Annotated in this window: 10 protein-coding genes, 3 tRNA genes and 3 rRNA genes; 4 read left to right on the top strand and 12 right to left on the bottom strand. The window is 47.4% G+C overall.

The annotated features are described in order from the left end of the window. Nucleotides 1-21 precede the first annotated feature (21 nt). Nucleotides 22-1,341, bottom strand: coding sequence for a radical SAM protein (locus AC127K_RS08585; protein WP_483720238.1), 1,320 nt, complete (start codon nt 1,339-1,341; stop codon nt 22-24). Between the two features lie 573 nt (nt 1,342-1,914). Between AC127K_RS08585 and AC127K_RS08580 the strand changes: the two genes are divergently transcribed. Then, nucleotides 1,915-3,138, top strand: coding sequence for an IS110 family RNA-guided transposase (locus tag AC127K_RS08580; RefSeq protein ID WP_087185407.1), 1,224 nt, complete (start codon nt 1,915-1,917; stop codon nt 3,136-3,138). 262 nt (nt 3,139-3,400) lie between these two features. On the opposite strand, the gene AC127K_RS08575 is transcribed toward AC127K_RS08580, so the two are convergent. Then, nucleotides 3,401-3,700: a hypothetical protein gene (locus AC127K_RS08575; RefSeq protein WP_483720237.1), complete on the bottom strand. Its 300-nt coding sequence runs from the start codon at nt 3,698-3,700 to the stop codon at nt 3,401-3,403. A gap of 399 nt (nt 3,701-4,099) precedes the next feature. Here AC127K_RS08575 and AC127K_RS08570 point away from each other — a divergent pair, with 399 nt between their 5' ends. Continuing rightward, nucleotides 4,100-5,206, top strand: a complete 1,107-nt coding sequence (locus AC127K_RS08570; RefSeq protein ID WP_483720236.1) for an SAP domain-containing protein — start codon at nt 4,100-4,102, stop codon at nt 5,204-5,206. Between the two features lie 66 nt (nt 5,207-5,272). Next, nucleotides 5,273-5,635: a plasmid mobilization protein gene (locus tag AC127K_RS08565; protein WP_204647964.1), complete on the top strand. Its 363-nt coding sequence runs from the start codon at nt 5,273-5,275 to the stop codon at nt 5,633-5,635. Between the two features lie 75 nt (nt 5,636-5,710). Here AC127K_RS08565 and AC127K_RS08560 read toward each other — a convergent pair whose 3' ends face one another. The 10 genes from AC127K_RS08560 to AC127K_RS08515 all read right to left on the bottom strand — a co-directional run bounded on the left by AC127K_RS08560 (nt 5,711) and on the right by AC127K_RS08515 (nt 14,971). Further along, nucleotides 5,711-6,490 (bottom strand): ABC transporter permease family protein, encoded by a 780-nt coding sequence (locus AC127K_RS08560; RefSeq protein ID WP_483720235.1) that lies wholly within the window; start codon nt 6,488-6,490, stop codon nt 5,711-5,713. Continuing rightward, the gene (locus tag AC127K_RS08555) at nt 6,487-7,362 is read right to left on the bottom strand and encodes a carbohydrate ABC transporter permease (protein WP_483720234.1); all 876 of its coding nucleotides are present in this window, start codon (nt 7,360-7,362) and stop codon (nt 6,487-6,489) included. Before AC127K_RS08555 ends, AC127K_RS08560 begins: the two co-directional genes overlap by 4 nt. Nucleotides 7,363-7,372: 10 nt before the next feature. Continuing rightward, the gene (locus AC127K_RS08550) at nt 7,373-8,827 is read right to left on the bottom strand and encodes an ABC transporter substrate-binding protein (RefSeq protein WP_483720233.1); all 1,455 of its coding nucleotides are present in this window, start codon (nt 8,825-8,827) and stop codon (nt 7,373-7,375) included. A gap of 178 nt (nt 8,828-9,005) precedes the next feature. Then, a complete protein-coding gene (locus tag AC127K_RS08545; protein ID WP_483720232.1) occupies nt 9,006-9,476 on the bottom strand; it encodes a helix-turn-helix domain-containing protein in 471 nt (156 codons plus the stop codon). A 156-nt stretch (nt 9,477-9,632) separates the two neighbouring features. Beyond that, nucleotides 9,633-9,708: transfer RNA gene (locus tag AC127K_RS08540), tRNA-Lys, on the bottom strand. A 166-nt stretch (nt 9,709-9,874) separates the two neighbouring features. Further along, a 5S ribosomal RNA gene (gene rrf / locus AC127K_RS08535) occupies nt 9,875-9,991 on the bottom strand. A 101-nt stretch (nt 9,992-10,092) separates the two neighbouring features. After that, nucleotides 10,093-12,925: ribosomal RNA gene (locus AC127K_RS08530) — 23S ribosomal RNA — on the bottom strand. Between the two features lie 214 nt (nt 12,926-13,139). Then, nucleotides 13,140-13,216: transfer RNA gene (locus AC127K_RS08525), tRNA-Ile, on the bottom strand. Between the two features lie 3 nt (nt 13,217-13,219). After that, nucleotides 13,220-13,295: transfer RNA gene (locus AC127K_RS08520), tRNA-Ala, on the bottom strand. Between the two features lie 161 nt (nt 13,296-13,456). Continuing rightward, nucleotides 13,457-14,971: ribosomal RNA gene (locus tag AC127K_RS08515) — 16S ribosomal RNA — on the bottom strand. The 16S, 23S and 5S rRNA genes sit together here with 3 tRNA genes alongside, the layout of an rRNA operon. A gap of 478 nt (nt 14,972-15,449) precedes the next feature. Here AC127K_RS08515 and AC127K_RS08510 point away from each other — a divergent pair. Next, nucleotides 15,450-16,229, top strand: a complete 780-nt coding sequence (locus tag AC127K_RS08510; RefSeq protein ID WP_483720231.1) for a type III pantothenate kinase — start codon at nt 15,450-15,452, stop codon at nt 16,227-16,229. Nucleotides 16,230-16,595 lie beyond the last annotated feature (366 nt).

Below are 16,595 nucleotides of genomic sequence, written 5' to 3'. Positions count from 1 at the left end.
TGCAGAACCATATACTATTTCTCAATCAGAGCAACCGGCAGATTTCTTTTCTTCTAATAATTTATGTGCAACAGCGATCAAATACTCTTGCAGTTCTGTACGGTAAACTGAACACCGATTTTCCTGCCGGTCATGTACACGGTAATAAGGACATCCTCCCATACACAAAGGCAAGACATCACAGTGTGAACACTGCGGGTCAGTTGTAGGATCAAATAACATATAATCAAAATAAAGAGACAAATTGTCTGGTGTGCTCCTCAAGAGGTTCGCTACCGCGTAAGAATGATTTCCGATCTCATTCCAGCACCGGTATATAAATCCGTCAGGATCAATTACCATCGCTTGGTAACAATCGGCTCCACAATAATTGCCTTTTAAAGTGGGATATTTTCCGAACCAGTCAAGGTGGGATGAGTGCGAAAAAGTGTATTCCAAATCGAGCTTTGCAAATTCTGAAGTTGTAAAACAAATAGACTCTAACTCTGGATCTCCGTTATCATTAGTGATTTTTCCCAAATACGGTACAACATGGTCAGAAAGACCAGATTCCTCTAATTTTTCAAAAATGGAATCCACTGCCTGTACATTATTGTGGCCCACATTAACACGCATAGAAACATTGGTTAATAAGTCCGCACATTGTACCAAATTGTCAAATATCTTATCATAGGTTCCTGCGCCATTTTTTAGTGGCCGGGATGCGTCATGGCTTTCTCTGGTACCATCAATAGTGATTTGATAAAAAGTGACCTTTGCAGCTGCTAGCATCTCCGCTTTTTCTCTGGTGAGGAGATATCCGTTGGTGATGATTCCTGCAGTGTAGGTAATATCATTTTTTTCGCAAATTTCAATAAACCGTTTAGAAAGGCGGAGAATTATTTCAAATGCCAGTAGAGGTTCGCCACCATACCATGTCACAGAGAAATTGCGAATATGCTTAGCCCGTTCTTCAAGAAGTTTCACCACTGCTTCTTGTACTTCAACACTCATATAGGTGTGGTGAATTACCTTGCTCTCATAACAATAAACACACCGGAAATTGCAATCCATAGTGGGGGCCAGGGTCAACCCAAAGGAGGTGCTATCATATCTGGTTGAGTGTAAACGCAAGCGTAGGAGAGCCAGTTCATCAACATTATCTTCGAGCAAAAATCCTCCTATCGTTAGCTGCTTTTTTAACTCTGAATCATCAATAGGAGTTTGTGCTTTTGCAAAACTTATAAACTGCTGGAACTTTTCGAGTTCGATGCGGGCTAATGCATTGGTAAATGCATTATAGAGAAGCATTTGCCCTTTCTCGTCTAGGGGATAAGCGTGCCAATACTTGGTGACCTTCATTGCAATAATCCCTTCCTTATATATTGCAGTTTTATGTCAAAGAAAGTAATATATTTTTGTGCTTGCTCCTTGCGGTCTCTTAATGCTTTCACATAAACTCAAAGGTCACCACTCCCATCGCTTAATGAAATATTAAGAGGAAAACGAGTATGTGGATTACGCTTGAAAGCATAGATAATAGACATCATATAAGAATCCTTGGCTGATACATTGTGTGTCTATAACGCTCTTGGTGGAGAAAATCTAATATACTCAGAGTGTTTATAAAATTGATGCGAATATCTATACTATAAATCACCTCCTACAATAAAGTTACGGTTCAAGGCGCGGCAGCCAGCCGCGTCTTTTTCCATCTCAAAGCCGAAGCTGTTAGAATGGGAGAGCAAATTGCCTGACATAGCTCACCTTGGGCCGACACGCCCGTAAATGAGTCCGTCAGCCGCCTCTCTCATTCGCAGCATTCGATTTGCGCAGGTTGTACCACCGATTTGCGGTGCGTTCGCGTCACCCAGGAGATTGAACAGGCGATGAGTAAACGGCGGAAAGCCATATCCAATCAGAAGGAGGAGCAAAATGAACGCAGTAGGGATCGACATTTCCAAAGGGAAAAGCACGGTGGCTGCCCTGCGGCCAATGGGTGAAGTGGCATTTCTGCCACAGGAATTTCTCCATACCGAAGTTGGTTTGGAGCAGATGGCTGGCGCCATCGTCGCATTGGGCGAAGATACCCGCGTCATCATGGAATCCACAGGCCGTTACCACGAACCGGTAGCGGCAGCACTACATGAGTACGGGATCTACGTCTGCGTCCTGAATCCGCTGCTCATCAAGCAGAGCGGCGGCGGCTCCATCCGCAAGGTCAAGACCGACAAGGCTGACGCTCTGAAGATTGCAAAGTATGGCCTTGACAACTGGGTGGATCTGCGGGAATATACTCCCATGGATACGATTAGACAACAACTGAAGCTGTGCAGCCGCCAATACAATCTCTACATGAAAACAGTGGTGTCGCTGCAAAACAATCTCATTTCGCTGACCGACAAGACCTTTCCCGGTGTAAACGAGCTTTTCTCCAGCCCAGAGCGTGCTGACGGCCACCAGAAATGGGTGGATTTTGTCATGACCTTCTGGCATTGCGATTGCATCTGCCGTGCCAGCGAAAAGGCGTTTACAGAACGTTACCAGAAGTGGTGCAAACGCAAGGGATACCATTTCAGTGCAGAGAAGGCGCTGGACATTTACGCCGGAAGCTGTGGCCATTTTACGACACTGCCGAAAAACGAGAACACAAAGCTGCTCATTGTCACGGCTGCTCAACAACTTCTGGCGGGAAAGACCACGCTGGCCACTCTGCGGGCGGAAATGACGCGGCTTGCATCCCAACTTCCAGAATACGAAACCGTGTGCGCCATGTACGGCGTTGGGAAAATAACTGCCGCGCAGCTTATGGCCGAAATTGGAGATGTGCGCCGTTTCCCGCGCCGCAGCTCCATCGTGGGCTTTGCAGGTGTTGATCCCGGCGTGGATGAATCCGGCAAGCACAGCGCAAAGAGCGTTCCCACCACAAAGCGAGGCTCACCACATTTGCGTAAAACACTCTACCAAATCATCTGCACATACCTGAAAAAGTCTCCAGCGGATGAGCCGGTGTACCAGTTCCTTGATAAGAAACGCGCAGAGGGCAAGCCCTACTTTGTCTACATGACTGCCGCTCAGAACAAGTTCCTGCGCATCTACTACGCCCGCGTGAAAGAATGCCTGGAGGCTTTTGATACAGAACCTGCTAAGCAATCGTAATCTTTAACAACCGAATTTCTTTCCGGCTGGCGAGATGCTTTCTCTCCGGTCTGGTTTGTTGTACCTTTTTTAGCCTCGCAAAATTTGCGGGACTTTTTTTATTTCATCTATTGACTTTTGTTTGCAGGACTCATATATAACTAAATATATCATTCTGTACAGTTGGTGTCAACAAAAGCCGTTACCAAAGCATAGTAATGCACAAACATGCGGTCACTTATGTTGCTTTAGGAGGAATGAGGGCTATCTTCGCATTTTCCTTTTAGCTTGCACTTTTCTCCTGGCGGGTGTAAGGTTCGTGGCTGCCGTAGGCTGTAAGACCGGCTGGGAAAGAGCAGTGCCGCGTCTTGATAGCATAATAGCCGTGATCGATGCCAATGTTCATGGTTTTTGCCTCACTTTTGTTTTTCGTTAAAATTTGCGGATCTATGTAAACGGCTGGTAGATAACTTTTCTTCCCAGCCGGTAAATTTATACTAGGGGGAGAGGTGTGGAGAGGGGGAAAAGCAAAAAGCCGCCCGGTTCCGGCATTGCCAGAAACCGAGCGGCTAAAAATGGGCATACTTGTCCTATCTATTTTGATATTCTAATATAAGCATTTGGGAACAAGAACATCGGGTGAGCAAGCGAAATCGAAACAACGGGCGATTTAGCTGTATATACCGATTTAATCCTTAACGGTGATCCTGCTGTCTACCTCAAAAAAGTTACGGATACCAACGCCTTGATTTATTGTTGCCAACGAGTAAGAGTTGCCCTGCCATTCAGCGGGGCAACTCTTGTTTTACTATAGCGGTGCCAATAAAAAATTACGCTTTGCTCTGGTGAACTTGAAAACCAATCTTGAAAAATATAGCGTATTCTCGTATAATTATGTGTGTACACACAAGAGCAGAGTTAAGTAGACAGACGAAGCCGAAAATTATGACATAGATGACTTATTATTATCGAGGAGAATAGTATGGGATTGTTTGATTTATTCAAAAAAAGGAAAGGCTTTACAAGCAATACAGACCAAAAACAACAAGAAGGCATAATACCCCAAACGAAAAATAGGGATTACCAACCAGAAGAATATTACACGGAGGATATAGCGGAAGGTACTTCCTTTGAAAAGAAAGTCATATCGTTTGAAGAGCGAAAGAAAACAGCAATCCCCTCTGCCGGAGGACTCTATCCGGCAGAAATTTTGCTGTTGGAGTACTGTTCTAAAGGTGCTTATCCTGGCCCCAAAAACGGATATCCAGGATTCTGGTGGTCCGAATATGGTATCCGTAATGTGGATGTAGTCCTTAAAAATTTGGAAGAACGTGGCTATATTGCGTTTGGTTCTGTCAAAGAATCCGTAAATGATTTAACAGTTTCTCAGCTGAAAGATCTGCTTATAAAGCATGGAGAGTCTACCACTGGAAAGAAAGCGGAGTTGGTAGCTCGTGTATCTGGCACAATATCGGAAGAAACGCTACTTGCAGCAGGTGTTCGGCCAAAATACAGATTGACTGAAACTGGAGCAAAGGAATTAAGTGAAAACGCATATGTTCCCTATATGCATAAAGCTCCTAATAAAACAACCGAAGATCCTCGATTTGGATTGACATTTAATGTTTGGAGTATTAATAAACTTCTTGGTTCTGGCGATAAGTCTAATTGGAAAAAAATCGTAGATGAGCAAGAACACAAAATAAACAAAGAAATAGCATACAGAAATGACGCTTTTATGAAGGATTTGAAAAAGATCGATCCGGAGGGATACAGGGTATTAAAAACTCAAGATCAACAGATTGAGGCTGTCCAAAAAGCAAAAGAAAGATTCAATGAAGATAGAGATATAGATACATATATTGCTTTTTGGGAAAGCCTTTGGAAAAACGGTGGACTAAAATTCGAGGGTGCAGGCTGGCACTTTGAATTGCCGGATTTATATATTAAAGCTAAGAGGTATGATGATGCTCTTGCCTTTGTGACAAAGCTAAAGAAACAGAAGCCGACTTATGCACATAAAGCAGATGCCTATATTAAAAAAATTGAAGAATTACAGGCGAAACAAATGGCAAAGAAAAAGAATTGAGCAACTAATAACTACCTTTCATAGCATCTAAATTAATTCGGAAATTTATATGTAAGGTATCATCTTATGACTGAAAAACGAAAACCACCAACCCGTCAACGCCCGATACAGGTCAAGTTTTTTGTAGACGAAAAAGAGCTTGACCTGATAAAACAGAAAATGGCACAGATGGGAACGAACAACATGAGTGCCTATCTCCGCAAAATGGCAATCGACGGGTATGTTGTGAATTTGGATATGCCTGAACTCCGTGAGTTGACTTGCAAAATGAAACGGATATCCAACAGCGAAAACCAAATTGCCAAACAGCTCAACACAACGGGTAACATCTACGAAGCTGACATTGAAGAAATCAAAAGGAATCAGGAGGAAATTTACGAAGGCATTAAAAAAATCCTGCTTTCTCTTTCCCATCTGAAATGTAGATGAACTGATAAAAGCAGAACAGGCATGACCGAAATCATGCCTGTTCCAAGAATTTCACCTATTACTGTTTTACGACCACTATAATGTAAAAGAATTTTCTTCGCTAGATACTATTGAATTTGGGTTATGCAGCTTTGCAACTGCAAAAGCAAAAACCAGTAGCAACGGAAACACAGATAATAGTGCTTGTATAGCTGTTACGCTTGGGTCGGCACCTATTTGTTGCAGAAAGTAAGTTGACAATACCAACTGGCTATCTGTCTGCAAAAAGGTCATGGGTTGTTCAAGCATGTTCCAACTCTCAGCCACCGATAATAGGCTACCTGCCAGTATGTAGGGGGAAAGCATTGGGATATAAATCCGGAAAAAGCATTGCCGGGTAGAGGCACCTTCACAGATTGCAGCTTCGAACAGGCTGGAATGGATTTGCTCACTGCCAAACCAGAACAGCAAAACAAGGAAAGGCTGGAAAGCAGACATAAGCACGACACCGCCCGCGTGGTGCAAAAGATGTATCCGATCCAGTAAAAGATATTGCGGAAGTATAAGCGCCTGTTGCGGAAGAAGCATCAACAAAAGGCAGAGATAGAGCAGTTTTCGGGCAGTGTGGTGCGGAAGCATTTTTGAAAGTGCAAGGCCCGCGGGAAGATTGACCAGCCATTGCAGCAGCAGATTCCCGGAAGCAAGTAAGAACGTGTTCAGGTAGGAAGCCCAATAGGTCGTTTCAGGTTTTACAGAATTATCCCAAAGGGAAAGAATACCGGCTTTTGCAAATGGGAGAAGCAAGGCTGCACAGGGGAGAACGTACAACAGCACAAGCAATCGGAAGAGCGGGCGGTGCCAGTAGGAATGTTTCATCGCTGCTGTATATCTCCTTTCCGGGCTCGGGATCTCCAAAGGGCGGAGAAGGATACCAGTAAGAACAACGGGACGGCAATGAGAAAAACAGAAGCCGCTTCCAGTCTGGCAAAATTCATGTTACTGAAATTGTTTTGCAGGAAATGTTGTAAACTGTACAGTGATTCTGTAGGATGCGCCCCACCCAAAAGCAAGGCTTCGCGGAAACAGCGAAATGAATTGTATACAGCTAGGATGGCACAAATTCCCAAAGAAGGGGCTGTAAGAGGAAGGCGAATGGAAAAAACAATTCGCCAATAAGAGGCCCCTTCCAGTGCAGCTGCCTCCAAGTATTCTTCCGGAATTGAGCCCAACGCGACTATTAGAATCAGAAGCGAATATCCAAGCCCTTTCCAAAGAACGAGACAGCCAAAAACCATACCAGCCACTTGTCCCGTAGACCAATCTGCAGGTAAAAGGGAAAACAGACCATCGATCTGCGAAGTTCCGAACAACTGGGAAACAATTTCTACCACACAGACGGCTGGCAAAACGGCGGGTAAAAAGAAGAGAGCCGATGATCTACCACCGTGGATACGATGGCACAGTAATGCCAGAAGAAACGCGATACAAAGATTCAAAGGCAGGACAAATGCCCAAAGAATCAGAAGATTACGAATTGCCAGCAAGAAGGTATGATTCTGCAACAGTTCTATATAGTTTTCCATCCCCACGAAGGTATTCCCCATACCATGGTAAAAACTGCGGATGAACGCTATAACAAAAGGAAGCAGATAATTGACCATAAAGGCCAGAAGCATGGGTACTAGTAAAAGCCAGCCTATGATATGTCGTTGTCGGGACAGTGATCCACTTTTTACAAAGAAATTCATGGAATTCCTTTCATTCATCCAGATACATCTGCAGTCTGGGCGTCAGCGTGTTAATCAATTCATCCAGTGATGTGTCTCCGTAGAGATAGTCGTTCAAGGAGGATGTCAGTATATCATCTCCCGTTTCACTCTGCCCCAGCTCCAATGCACTGTACCAAATGGTATGAAAATGTGCGGATGTTATTTGGTCGCAAATAGACTGAATGCTCTGCACAGTGGTGTCTTGCAGATTACCACCATAGGTTTTCTCACGAAAGGCAATGTCCTCTTCGGAGAGCTTTTCCTTGGAAGCATCGTAGACAAGAAACTGATGCTCATTTTCAAGCGAAGACTTTGTGCTGTCGCGGCGTACAGGCAGTTCTTCCGTGGTACAGGGATAAGCAGCGGCATCCTGGCATTCAGCGCTCATCAGATAATATAGCAGTTCTGCGCACTGCTCTGGATATTGTGTGCCTGCACTAGCCATTGCGTAGCTGGAAATTTCTGCAGTAATGCTGCCATTTTCGTTGGGAATTCCTTGAACAAACGGGGCGATGCCTTTGGTATCCAGGGGGTGCAAGGTTCCCAGCGCGATGTCTGACATTTCCAGAAGGCCAAAAGGTGTTCCCGCAGCTAACGCATCAATCTGCTGCGAGTCATAGTTGTTGAAAAAATTAAGCTGATGGGTGGTGTAATCCTTTTCAATGGTTAAAGCCTGACGGACAGCATCAGTATCTAACTGAATAGCGCCTTCCTGGTAGTCAATCAACGGTTGATCAAGTAGGTTTGTCAAGCTCAAGGAATATTCGACCTGTTTGCCGTTTTCCTTCAGGACACGGGACAATTCCTCAAAAAAAGCTGTTTGATTCGCTGAGGCTATATCCGGTTGAAATCCACTTTCTGTGATAACGTTCTCTGCTCCAACAAATAAAGGGACCGAAAAAGAAAGTGGCAAAATATATTGCTGGCCATCCAGTTGCCCGGTAGCAAGAACCGCGGAATAGTAGTTAGCAGGGTCAAATGAATTGGCATCTGCATAGTCGGAAAGATTCAAAAAGGAGTGATTCTTCATTGCTTTTTGAACGTCCGGGAACAAATTCTCATCCGTGAATCGCAAAGTCTGCATCAGAAAAATATCGGGTCCGCCACCTGTTATGATCTCAGTATTCAGCTGGTTGATCTCCGATTCTCGTGCAGCTTGATCGCTGGCACCACTTACAGGAGATACAAATTCCAGATGAATTTCCGGATGAGAATCCTCGAAGTCCTTTAATTTTTCGTAGATGGGAAAATGCGCTTCTTCATCAGTGTAAACGGCTTCCAGATACACGGACAGGGTGACAGTTTCGTTTTTCTGTGATGAGCTCATGGTGGGAGTGTTCGAACTCTTTGGATTTTCTGAGCTACTTGATGCTGTTGAAACGCACGAGGTACAGCTTATCAGAAGAACGATAGAAGCCACAAGTAGAGCAGCAGCTTTTTTCATGCCATATCCTTTCGATTAACATTCCAGGTGAGTTAAGATATCTTGTAATTTAGTAGGAATACTTCACGCACAAAAAAGTACATAACATGCACGTTTTTATCATTATAGCATACGGTAATAGGTGCAACAAGCAAGCAGGAAGCAAATCGAGTAAATCTTTCAGCCATTACTCAAAAATTTACAATAGCTTACCAATCTTCCATCCGAAATAGTCGTTCTGATTAATAATGCCGCCTAAAAGGAATGTTTTCTCATTGCTCCATCTTGTGAGAAGATTCTGGAATGCCTGGTTGTGAACTACAATCGCAATGTGCTCAAATGCTAATGGATTGCAAGTGCAAGGGAGTTGGCATTTTTCCTCGTTTACCGGAATGAATTCAATGAGGGCGCAATCCTCTTGATCCAACCATAATAGCTGACGAAGCAACGTCTGCAACGATTCATTTTCTTCTATGGAGAGAATTGTTTCCGGCACGTTCAACGCGTGAGCTATATTCTTAATCAGGTTACGTTTTGGAGTTCGATACCCTATCTCATATTGAGCGATACGATTTGCCCCACTCGCTCCCAGTCCAATCCGCGCACCTAACTCCCGTTGCGTCATGTGGCGATGTTGACGGATTAGACGAATTTTAGTTCCAATTTTCATGATATAATTCTGCCTCCACCTTGTAGACACGTTCGAAGCGTTAACATACTATATTCGTCTGGTTTACATGAAAAAAGGGAGGACCGGCACTCTGTGCCAATCCTCCCAATATCGATCAATATGAAAAACGCCCTGCTTTCCAGCAAGGCGTTTCTTTGGTGCGCCATCGGGGACTCGAACCCAGGACCCACTGATTAAGAGTCAGTTGCTCTACCAACTGAGCTAATGGCGCGTATGAGGATTTTCCGCGTTACAGCGTCAAACCCTGTTTGCACTTTCACTCTCGTTCGCAGCTTTAGTATTGGCTACTAACGCTACCAACTGAGCTAATGGCGCATATAAAAGCAATCTCCGGACCGGGCCTATGGCTCGGCCCGGAGGCTGCTGTTTTCAAGAGAAGCCGGCATCTACCTATTTTCACAGGCCGTCTCCAGCCAACTATCTTCGGCACGAGTGAGCTTAACTTCTGTGTTCGGAATGGGAACAGGTGGATCCTCACCGTCATCGACACCGGCCATTTGCATGACCTTTATCGGCTATGCTTCTCTTTTCTTGAGGTATATACCCTCAAAACTGAATATCGAACTGCTTGGCAAATGAAGTACTCTAAGAAAATGGGGTCAAGCCCTCGACCTATTAGTACACGCTAGCTGAACGGATCACTCCGCTTACACTGTGTGCCTATCAACCTTGTAGTCTTCAAGGGGTCTTACCTGATTGACTCAGTGGGATATCTTATCTTAAGGTCGGCTTCACGCTTAGATGCTTTCAGCGTTTATCCGATCCGAACATAGCTGCCCAGCTGTGCCACTGGCGTGACAACTGGTGCACCAGAGGTTCGTCCATCCCGGTCCTCTCGTACTAGGGACAGCGCCTTTCAAATATCCTGCGCCCACGACAGATAGGGACCGAACTGTCTCACGACGTTCTGAACCCAGCTCGCGTACCGCTTTAATTGGCGAACAGCCAAACCCTTGGGACCGAATACAGCCCCAGGATGCGATGAGCCGACATCGAGGTGCCAAACCTCCCCGTCGATGTGGACTCTTGGGGGAGATCAGCCTGTTATCCCCAGGGTAACTTTTATCCGTTGAGCGATGGCATTTCCACTCACATACCACCGGATCACTAACTCCGACTTTCGTCTCTGCTCGACCCGTCAGTCTCGCAGTCAGGCTGGCTTTTGCGTTTGCACTCTCTGGCATGGTTTCCGTCCATGCTGAGCCAACCTTTGAACGCCTCCGCTACTCTTTAGGAGGCGACCGCCCCAGTCAAACTGCCCACCTAACAATGTCCCCCGCCCTGATTCAAGGGCGCAGGTTAGAATTCCAATGTCGCAAGGATGGTATCCCAACGGCCACTCCACTAAGGCCAAAGCCCTAGCTTCCCAGTGTCCCATCTATCCTGTGCATGCAACACCGAAACCCAATATTAGGCTACAGTAAAGCTCCATGGGGTCTTTCCGTCTTGTCGCGGGTAACCGGCATCTTCACCGGTACTACAATTTCGCCGGGCGGGCTGTTGAGACAGTGCCCAGATCATTACGCCTTTCATGCGGGTCAGAACTTACCTGACAAGGAATTTCGCTACCTTAGGACCGTTATAGTTACGGCCGCCGTTCACTGGGGCTTCAATTCAATGCTTGCACATCTCCTTTTAACCTTCCAGCACCGGGCAGGCGTCAGCTCGTATACGTCATCTTTCGATTTAGCACAAACCTGTGTTTTTGGTAAACAGTTGCCTGGGCCTATTCTCTGCGGCTCACTCTCGTGAGCACCCCTTATTCCGAAGTTACGGGGTCAACTTGCCGAGTTCCTTAACAACCCTTCTCCCGTTGGCCTTAGAATCTTCTTCCTACCTACCTGTGTCGGTTTGCGGTACGGGCACCTTAGATATACACGCAGCTTTTCTCGCCTCTCTTCCAGCCAGACTTCGGTACTAATTTTCCCTCGATCACTACCGGAACCAACACCCGGCTCTGACCTTCAAAAAGTGTCCCTGCGCTTAAATCTTTCGGTGGGGACGGAATCTCTACCGTCTGTGCATCGGCTACGCCTTTCGGCCTCACCTTAGCTCCCGCCTAACTTGGAGCGGACGAACCTTCCTCCAAAAACCTGAGGCTTTCGGCCATGCAGATTCTCACTGCATTCGCGCTACTCATTCCGGCATTCTCACTTCTGTACACTCCACGACCGCTTACGCTATCGTTTCTCCGCGTACACAACGCTCCCCTACCCCGCGTCTTACGACGCAGCCTAAGCTTCGGTTTGTATCTTAGCCCCGTTAAATTTTCGGCGCAGAGACGCTCGACCAGTGAGCTATTACGCACTCTTTGAATGAGTGGCTGCTTCTGAGCCAACATCCTGGTTGTCTGCGTATCTCCACATCCTTTTCCACTTAGATACAATTTGGGACCTTAGCTGTAGATCTGGGCTGTTTCCCTCTTGACAATGAGATTTATCTCACACTGTCTGACTCCCATGCATCAATATTCCGGCATTCTTAGTTTGATAGGCTTCGCTACCCTCTCGGGCGCTAGGCCATTCAGTGCTTTACCTCCGGATATCTAACATGAGGCTAGCCCTAAAGCTATTTCGGGGAGAACCAGCTATCTCCGAGTTCGATTGGAATTTCTCCGCTACCCACAATTCATCCGCCGCCTTTTCAACGGAGGTCGGTTCGGCCCTCCATGAAATTTTACTTTCACTTCAGCCTGATCATGGGTAGGTCACCCGGTTTCGGGCCCATTGCACGCTACTGAACGCCCTATTCAGACTCGCTCTCGCTACGCCTCCGGTCCTGAAGACCTTAAGCTCGCAACGTACAATCGCTCGCCGGACCGTTCTACAAAAAGTACCATATCACCCGTTGACGGGCTCTATGTGCTTGTAGGCACAAGGTTTCAGGTTCTATTTCACTCCCCTCCCGGGGTCCTTTTCACCTTTCCTTCACAGTACTATACGCTATCGGTCACTGGGTAGTATTTAGGGTTGGAGGGTGGTCCCCCCATATTCCGACCAGGTTTCACGTGTCTGGCCGTACTCTGGATCCTGCGCAGCTGTTCAAGTTTTCATCTACGTGACTCTCACACTCTTCGGTGGGCCTTCCCATGCCCTTCGATTAACCATTCCAGTCCTAAAAGCAGTCCATACCCCGGAAGGATTTCTCCCTCCGGTTTGCCCTCTTCCGCGTTCGCTCGCCACTACTGACGGAATCTCATGTTGATGTCTCTTCCTCGCCCTACTTAGATGTTTCAGTTCAGGCGGTTCCCTCCGTACACCTATGAATTCAGTGCACGGTGACGATGTATGAGCATCGCCGGGTTGCCCCATTCAGAAATCCCTGGATCAAAGGATGTTTGCTCCTCCCCAAGGCTTATCGCAGCTTACCACGTCTTTCATCGGCTCCCAGTGCCAAGGCATTCTCCTTGCGCCCTTTCTAGCTTGACCGTTTTCCTTAGATTGATTCTCCATTTGCCAACAAGATTTTACCGCTTGGTGAAATTATAGTTTACATAATTTTACTTGGGTAATAACATTTCTGTTATCTTGTTTCTTTCTGTTATCTTGTTTCGCAGTTCTATATTCAGTTTTCAAGGTACATACCGGATAGCGAACTACCCACATAAGGACTCTTGGGACGCCCCGTCACCGGAGCATCCGGTGGTGGGCTGAAATGGACTCGAACCATCGACCTCTCGGTTATCAGCCGAGTGCTCTAACCAGCTGAGCTATCAGCCCGGATGGTGGAGATAAAGGGATTCGAACCCTTGACCCCCTGCTTGCAAAGCAGGTGCTCTCCCAACTGAGCTATACCCCCGCGCTTTTCCAGCGTTTCGGGTTTCGCTGCCCTTATGCTGAAGATCTTTCAGAAACCTCTCAAGAGGCTTCCGCAAGGCCTTCAAAATTGAACAATCCTGAAATTTGCTTACCTGTCCGTAAGAGGTAAGACCAGCTTATCTCTTACGTCTGACTCCCTAGAAAGGAGGTGATCCAGCCGCACCTTCCGATACGGCTACCTTGTTACGACTTCACCCCAATCACCAGTTTTACCTTCGGCCGCGTCCTCCTTGCGGTTAGACTACGGACTTCGGGTCCCCCCGGCTCTCATGGTGTGACGGGCGGTGTGTACAAGGCCCGGGAACGTATTCACCGCGGCATGCTGATCCGCGATTACTAGCAATTCCGACTTCATGCAGGCGAGTTGCAGCCTGCAATCTGAACTGAGACGTTGTTTTTGAGTTTTGCTCCACCTCGCGGTATCGCTTCTCTTTGTTAAACGCCATTGTAGTACGTGTGTAGCCCAGGTCATAAAGGGCATGATGATTTGACGTCATCCCCACCTTCCTCCGTTTTGTCAACGGCAGTCTCGCCAGAGTCCTCTTGCGTAGTAACTGGCAATAAGGGTTGCGCTCGTTGCGGGACTTAACCCAACATCTCACGACACGAGCTGACGACAACCATGCACCACCTGTCTCGATGTCCCAAAGGACTTCATGCATCTCTGCACTATGCATCGGATGTCAAGACCTGGTAAGGTTCTTCGCGTTGCTTCGAATTAAACCACATACTCCACTGCTTGTGCGGGCCCCCGTCAATTCCTTTGAGTTTCAACCTTGCGGTCGTACTCCCCAGGTGGATTACTTATTGTGTTAACTGCGGCACTGAAGGGGTCAATCCTCCAACACCTAGTAATCATCGTTTACGGCATGGACTACCAGGGTATCTAATCCTGTTTGCTACCCATGCTTTCGAGCCTCAGCGTCAGTTGGTGCCCAGTAGGCCGCCTTCGCCACTGGTGTTCCTCCCGATATCTACGCATTCCACCGCTACACCGGGAATTCCGCCTACCTCTGCACTACTCAAGGCCAGCAGTTTTGAAAGCAATTTATGGGTTGAGCCCATAGATTTCACTTCCAACTTGCCGGTCCGCCTGCGCTCCCTTTACACCCAGTAATTCCGGACAACGCTTGCCACCTACGTTTTACCGCGGCTGCTGGCACGTAGTTAGCCGTGGCTTTCTTGTACGGTACCGTCATGATTCGTCCCGTACGACAGGAGTTTACAATCCGAAAACCTTCTTCCTCCACGCGGCGTCGCTGCATCAGGGTTTCCCCCATTGTGCAATATCCCCCACTGCTGCCTCCCGTAGGAGTCTGGGCCGTGTCTCAGTCCCAATGTGGCCGTTCAACCTCTCAGTCCGGCTACCAATCGTCGCCTTGGTGGGCCGTTACCTCACCAACTAGCTAATTGGACGCGAGTCCATCCTGAAGCGAATAAATCCTTTTCCCGCTGTGCCATGCGGCACCGTGGGCTTATGCGGTATTAGCAGTCGTTTCCAACTGTTGTCCCCCACTCCAGGGCAGGTTACTCACGCGTTACTCACCCGTTCGCCACTAAACTTGAAAAAGCAAGCTCTCTCAAGTTCCGTTCGACTTGCATGTGTTAGGCGCGCCGCCAGCGTTCGTCCTGAGCCAGGATCAAACTCTTTATAAATGGTATTTAATCACTTACAAAGTGTTAAATCACTGTAATTTCTCAGACACAATCGCTTGCGTCCTGTTGAATTACTTGTTTTTTGGAATTGATTAAAGTGTTTTTTCCAAACACTGTAAGGTTCCACAAGTTTCAGGTTTGTTCAATTTTCAAGGTCCTGCGTGGCGCCGCCCTCAGCGGGACAGCTTATTTATTATATCTCGCAAAGTTCTTTTTGTCAAGCACTTTTTTTGAGATTTTTTTGAAGCTTTCGACAATCTTTACGAATATCTTTCAGCGCCATTCCGTCTCTCGCGAAACGGTTTATTTATATTACCATGCGAAATCCGATTTGTCAACACTTTTCTCGACATTTTTTACCTTGCTCTCCAAATGCCGATTTATCCCCTCTTGAATTGCTTTTTCCGTCTGATTATAGTAGTATTACGGTAGAAAGAAAAGGCGGCGGCGGCTTCCTTTTCTATAAGGAGGCTCTTCCATGCTGTTGGCATTGAATATCGGCAACTCAAATATCACCTTCGGCGCTTATGCGCTGGACGGCAAGCTGGCGTTCTCGTCCCGACTGTACGCGGATACATCCCTCAGTTCTGACGAGCTGTGCTACAAAATCATCAGCATGCTGGACCTGTACGGGGCCGGACCTGCGGACATGGAGGCGGTTATTCTGGCCAGCGTGGTGCCGGTGCTCACCGGACGGTTGCGGGAAGCCTTACAGAAAATGACCCAGGCCCCCATCATGGAAGTGGGGCCCGGGTTGAAGAGCGGTGTGCGCATCCGGATGGACAATCCGGCCCAGCTGGGGGCCGAATTGCTGTGTGCGGTAGTGGGCGCGTTGCGGCGACACAAGCCGCCTCTGCTGGTCATGAACATGGATACCGCCACCACCCTGCTGGCCGTGGACAAGGAGGGCAGCCTGGTGGGCGGGATGATCCTGCCGGGTCCCCAGCTGTCTTTGGCCGCCCTGGTCAAGAACACGGCACAGCTGCCTCAGGTAGCCCTGGAAAGCACCCCAAAACGGCTTTTGGGCACCAACACCACCGACTGCCTGCACAGCGGAATGGTAAATGGCACCGCTGCCACTCTGGATGCCATGGCTGCCAAGATCCTGGCGGAGCTCCATGCGCCCGAGGCTCCGGTCATCGCCACTGGTACCCTGCCCGCCAGCATCCGGGATGCCTGCGAGACCCCCATTGAATATCGTGACACCCTGATTCTGGACGGCCTGTTTGCTATCTGGCAGCGCAACACCCGGCACTGAGCATCCGTGGGGGCGGCATTTGCAGAACTTTTGCAGCATTAAGCATTATATAAGGTATAGTTATAAGAAAACAGGATCTTTCTTTTGTCACACATGGACTTTTAATAGGCAAGAGGGAGAAAAGTTTTACCGGGTGATTGCATTTGCCCCGGAAATGTGGTATAGTAGATATGTTTCAGCGGTGGTAACGCCGCGATATATGATGTGCGGTTGTAGCTCAGCTGGATAGATCGTTCGGCTCCGACAACTGTGGCACGTTAGGCAATCGGCAAGAAATTGCTCGGCATAACGTGAAAAAGCAGGCACATCACCCGGTGGCTCGCGGTAGACTGACCACGAATTGACCACCAACCCGATTTTCACAAT

The organism is Subdoligranulum sp. DSM 23681 (assembly GCF_057005535.1).
This window is presented reverse-complemented; position numbering and strand designations above follow the sequence as displayed.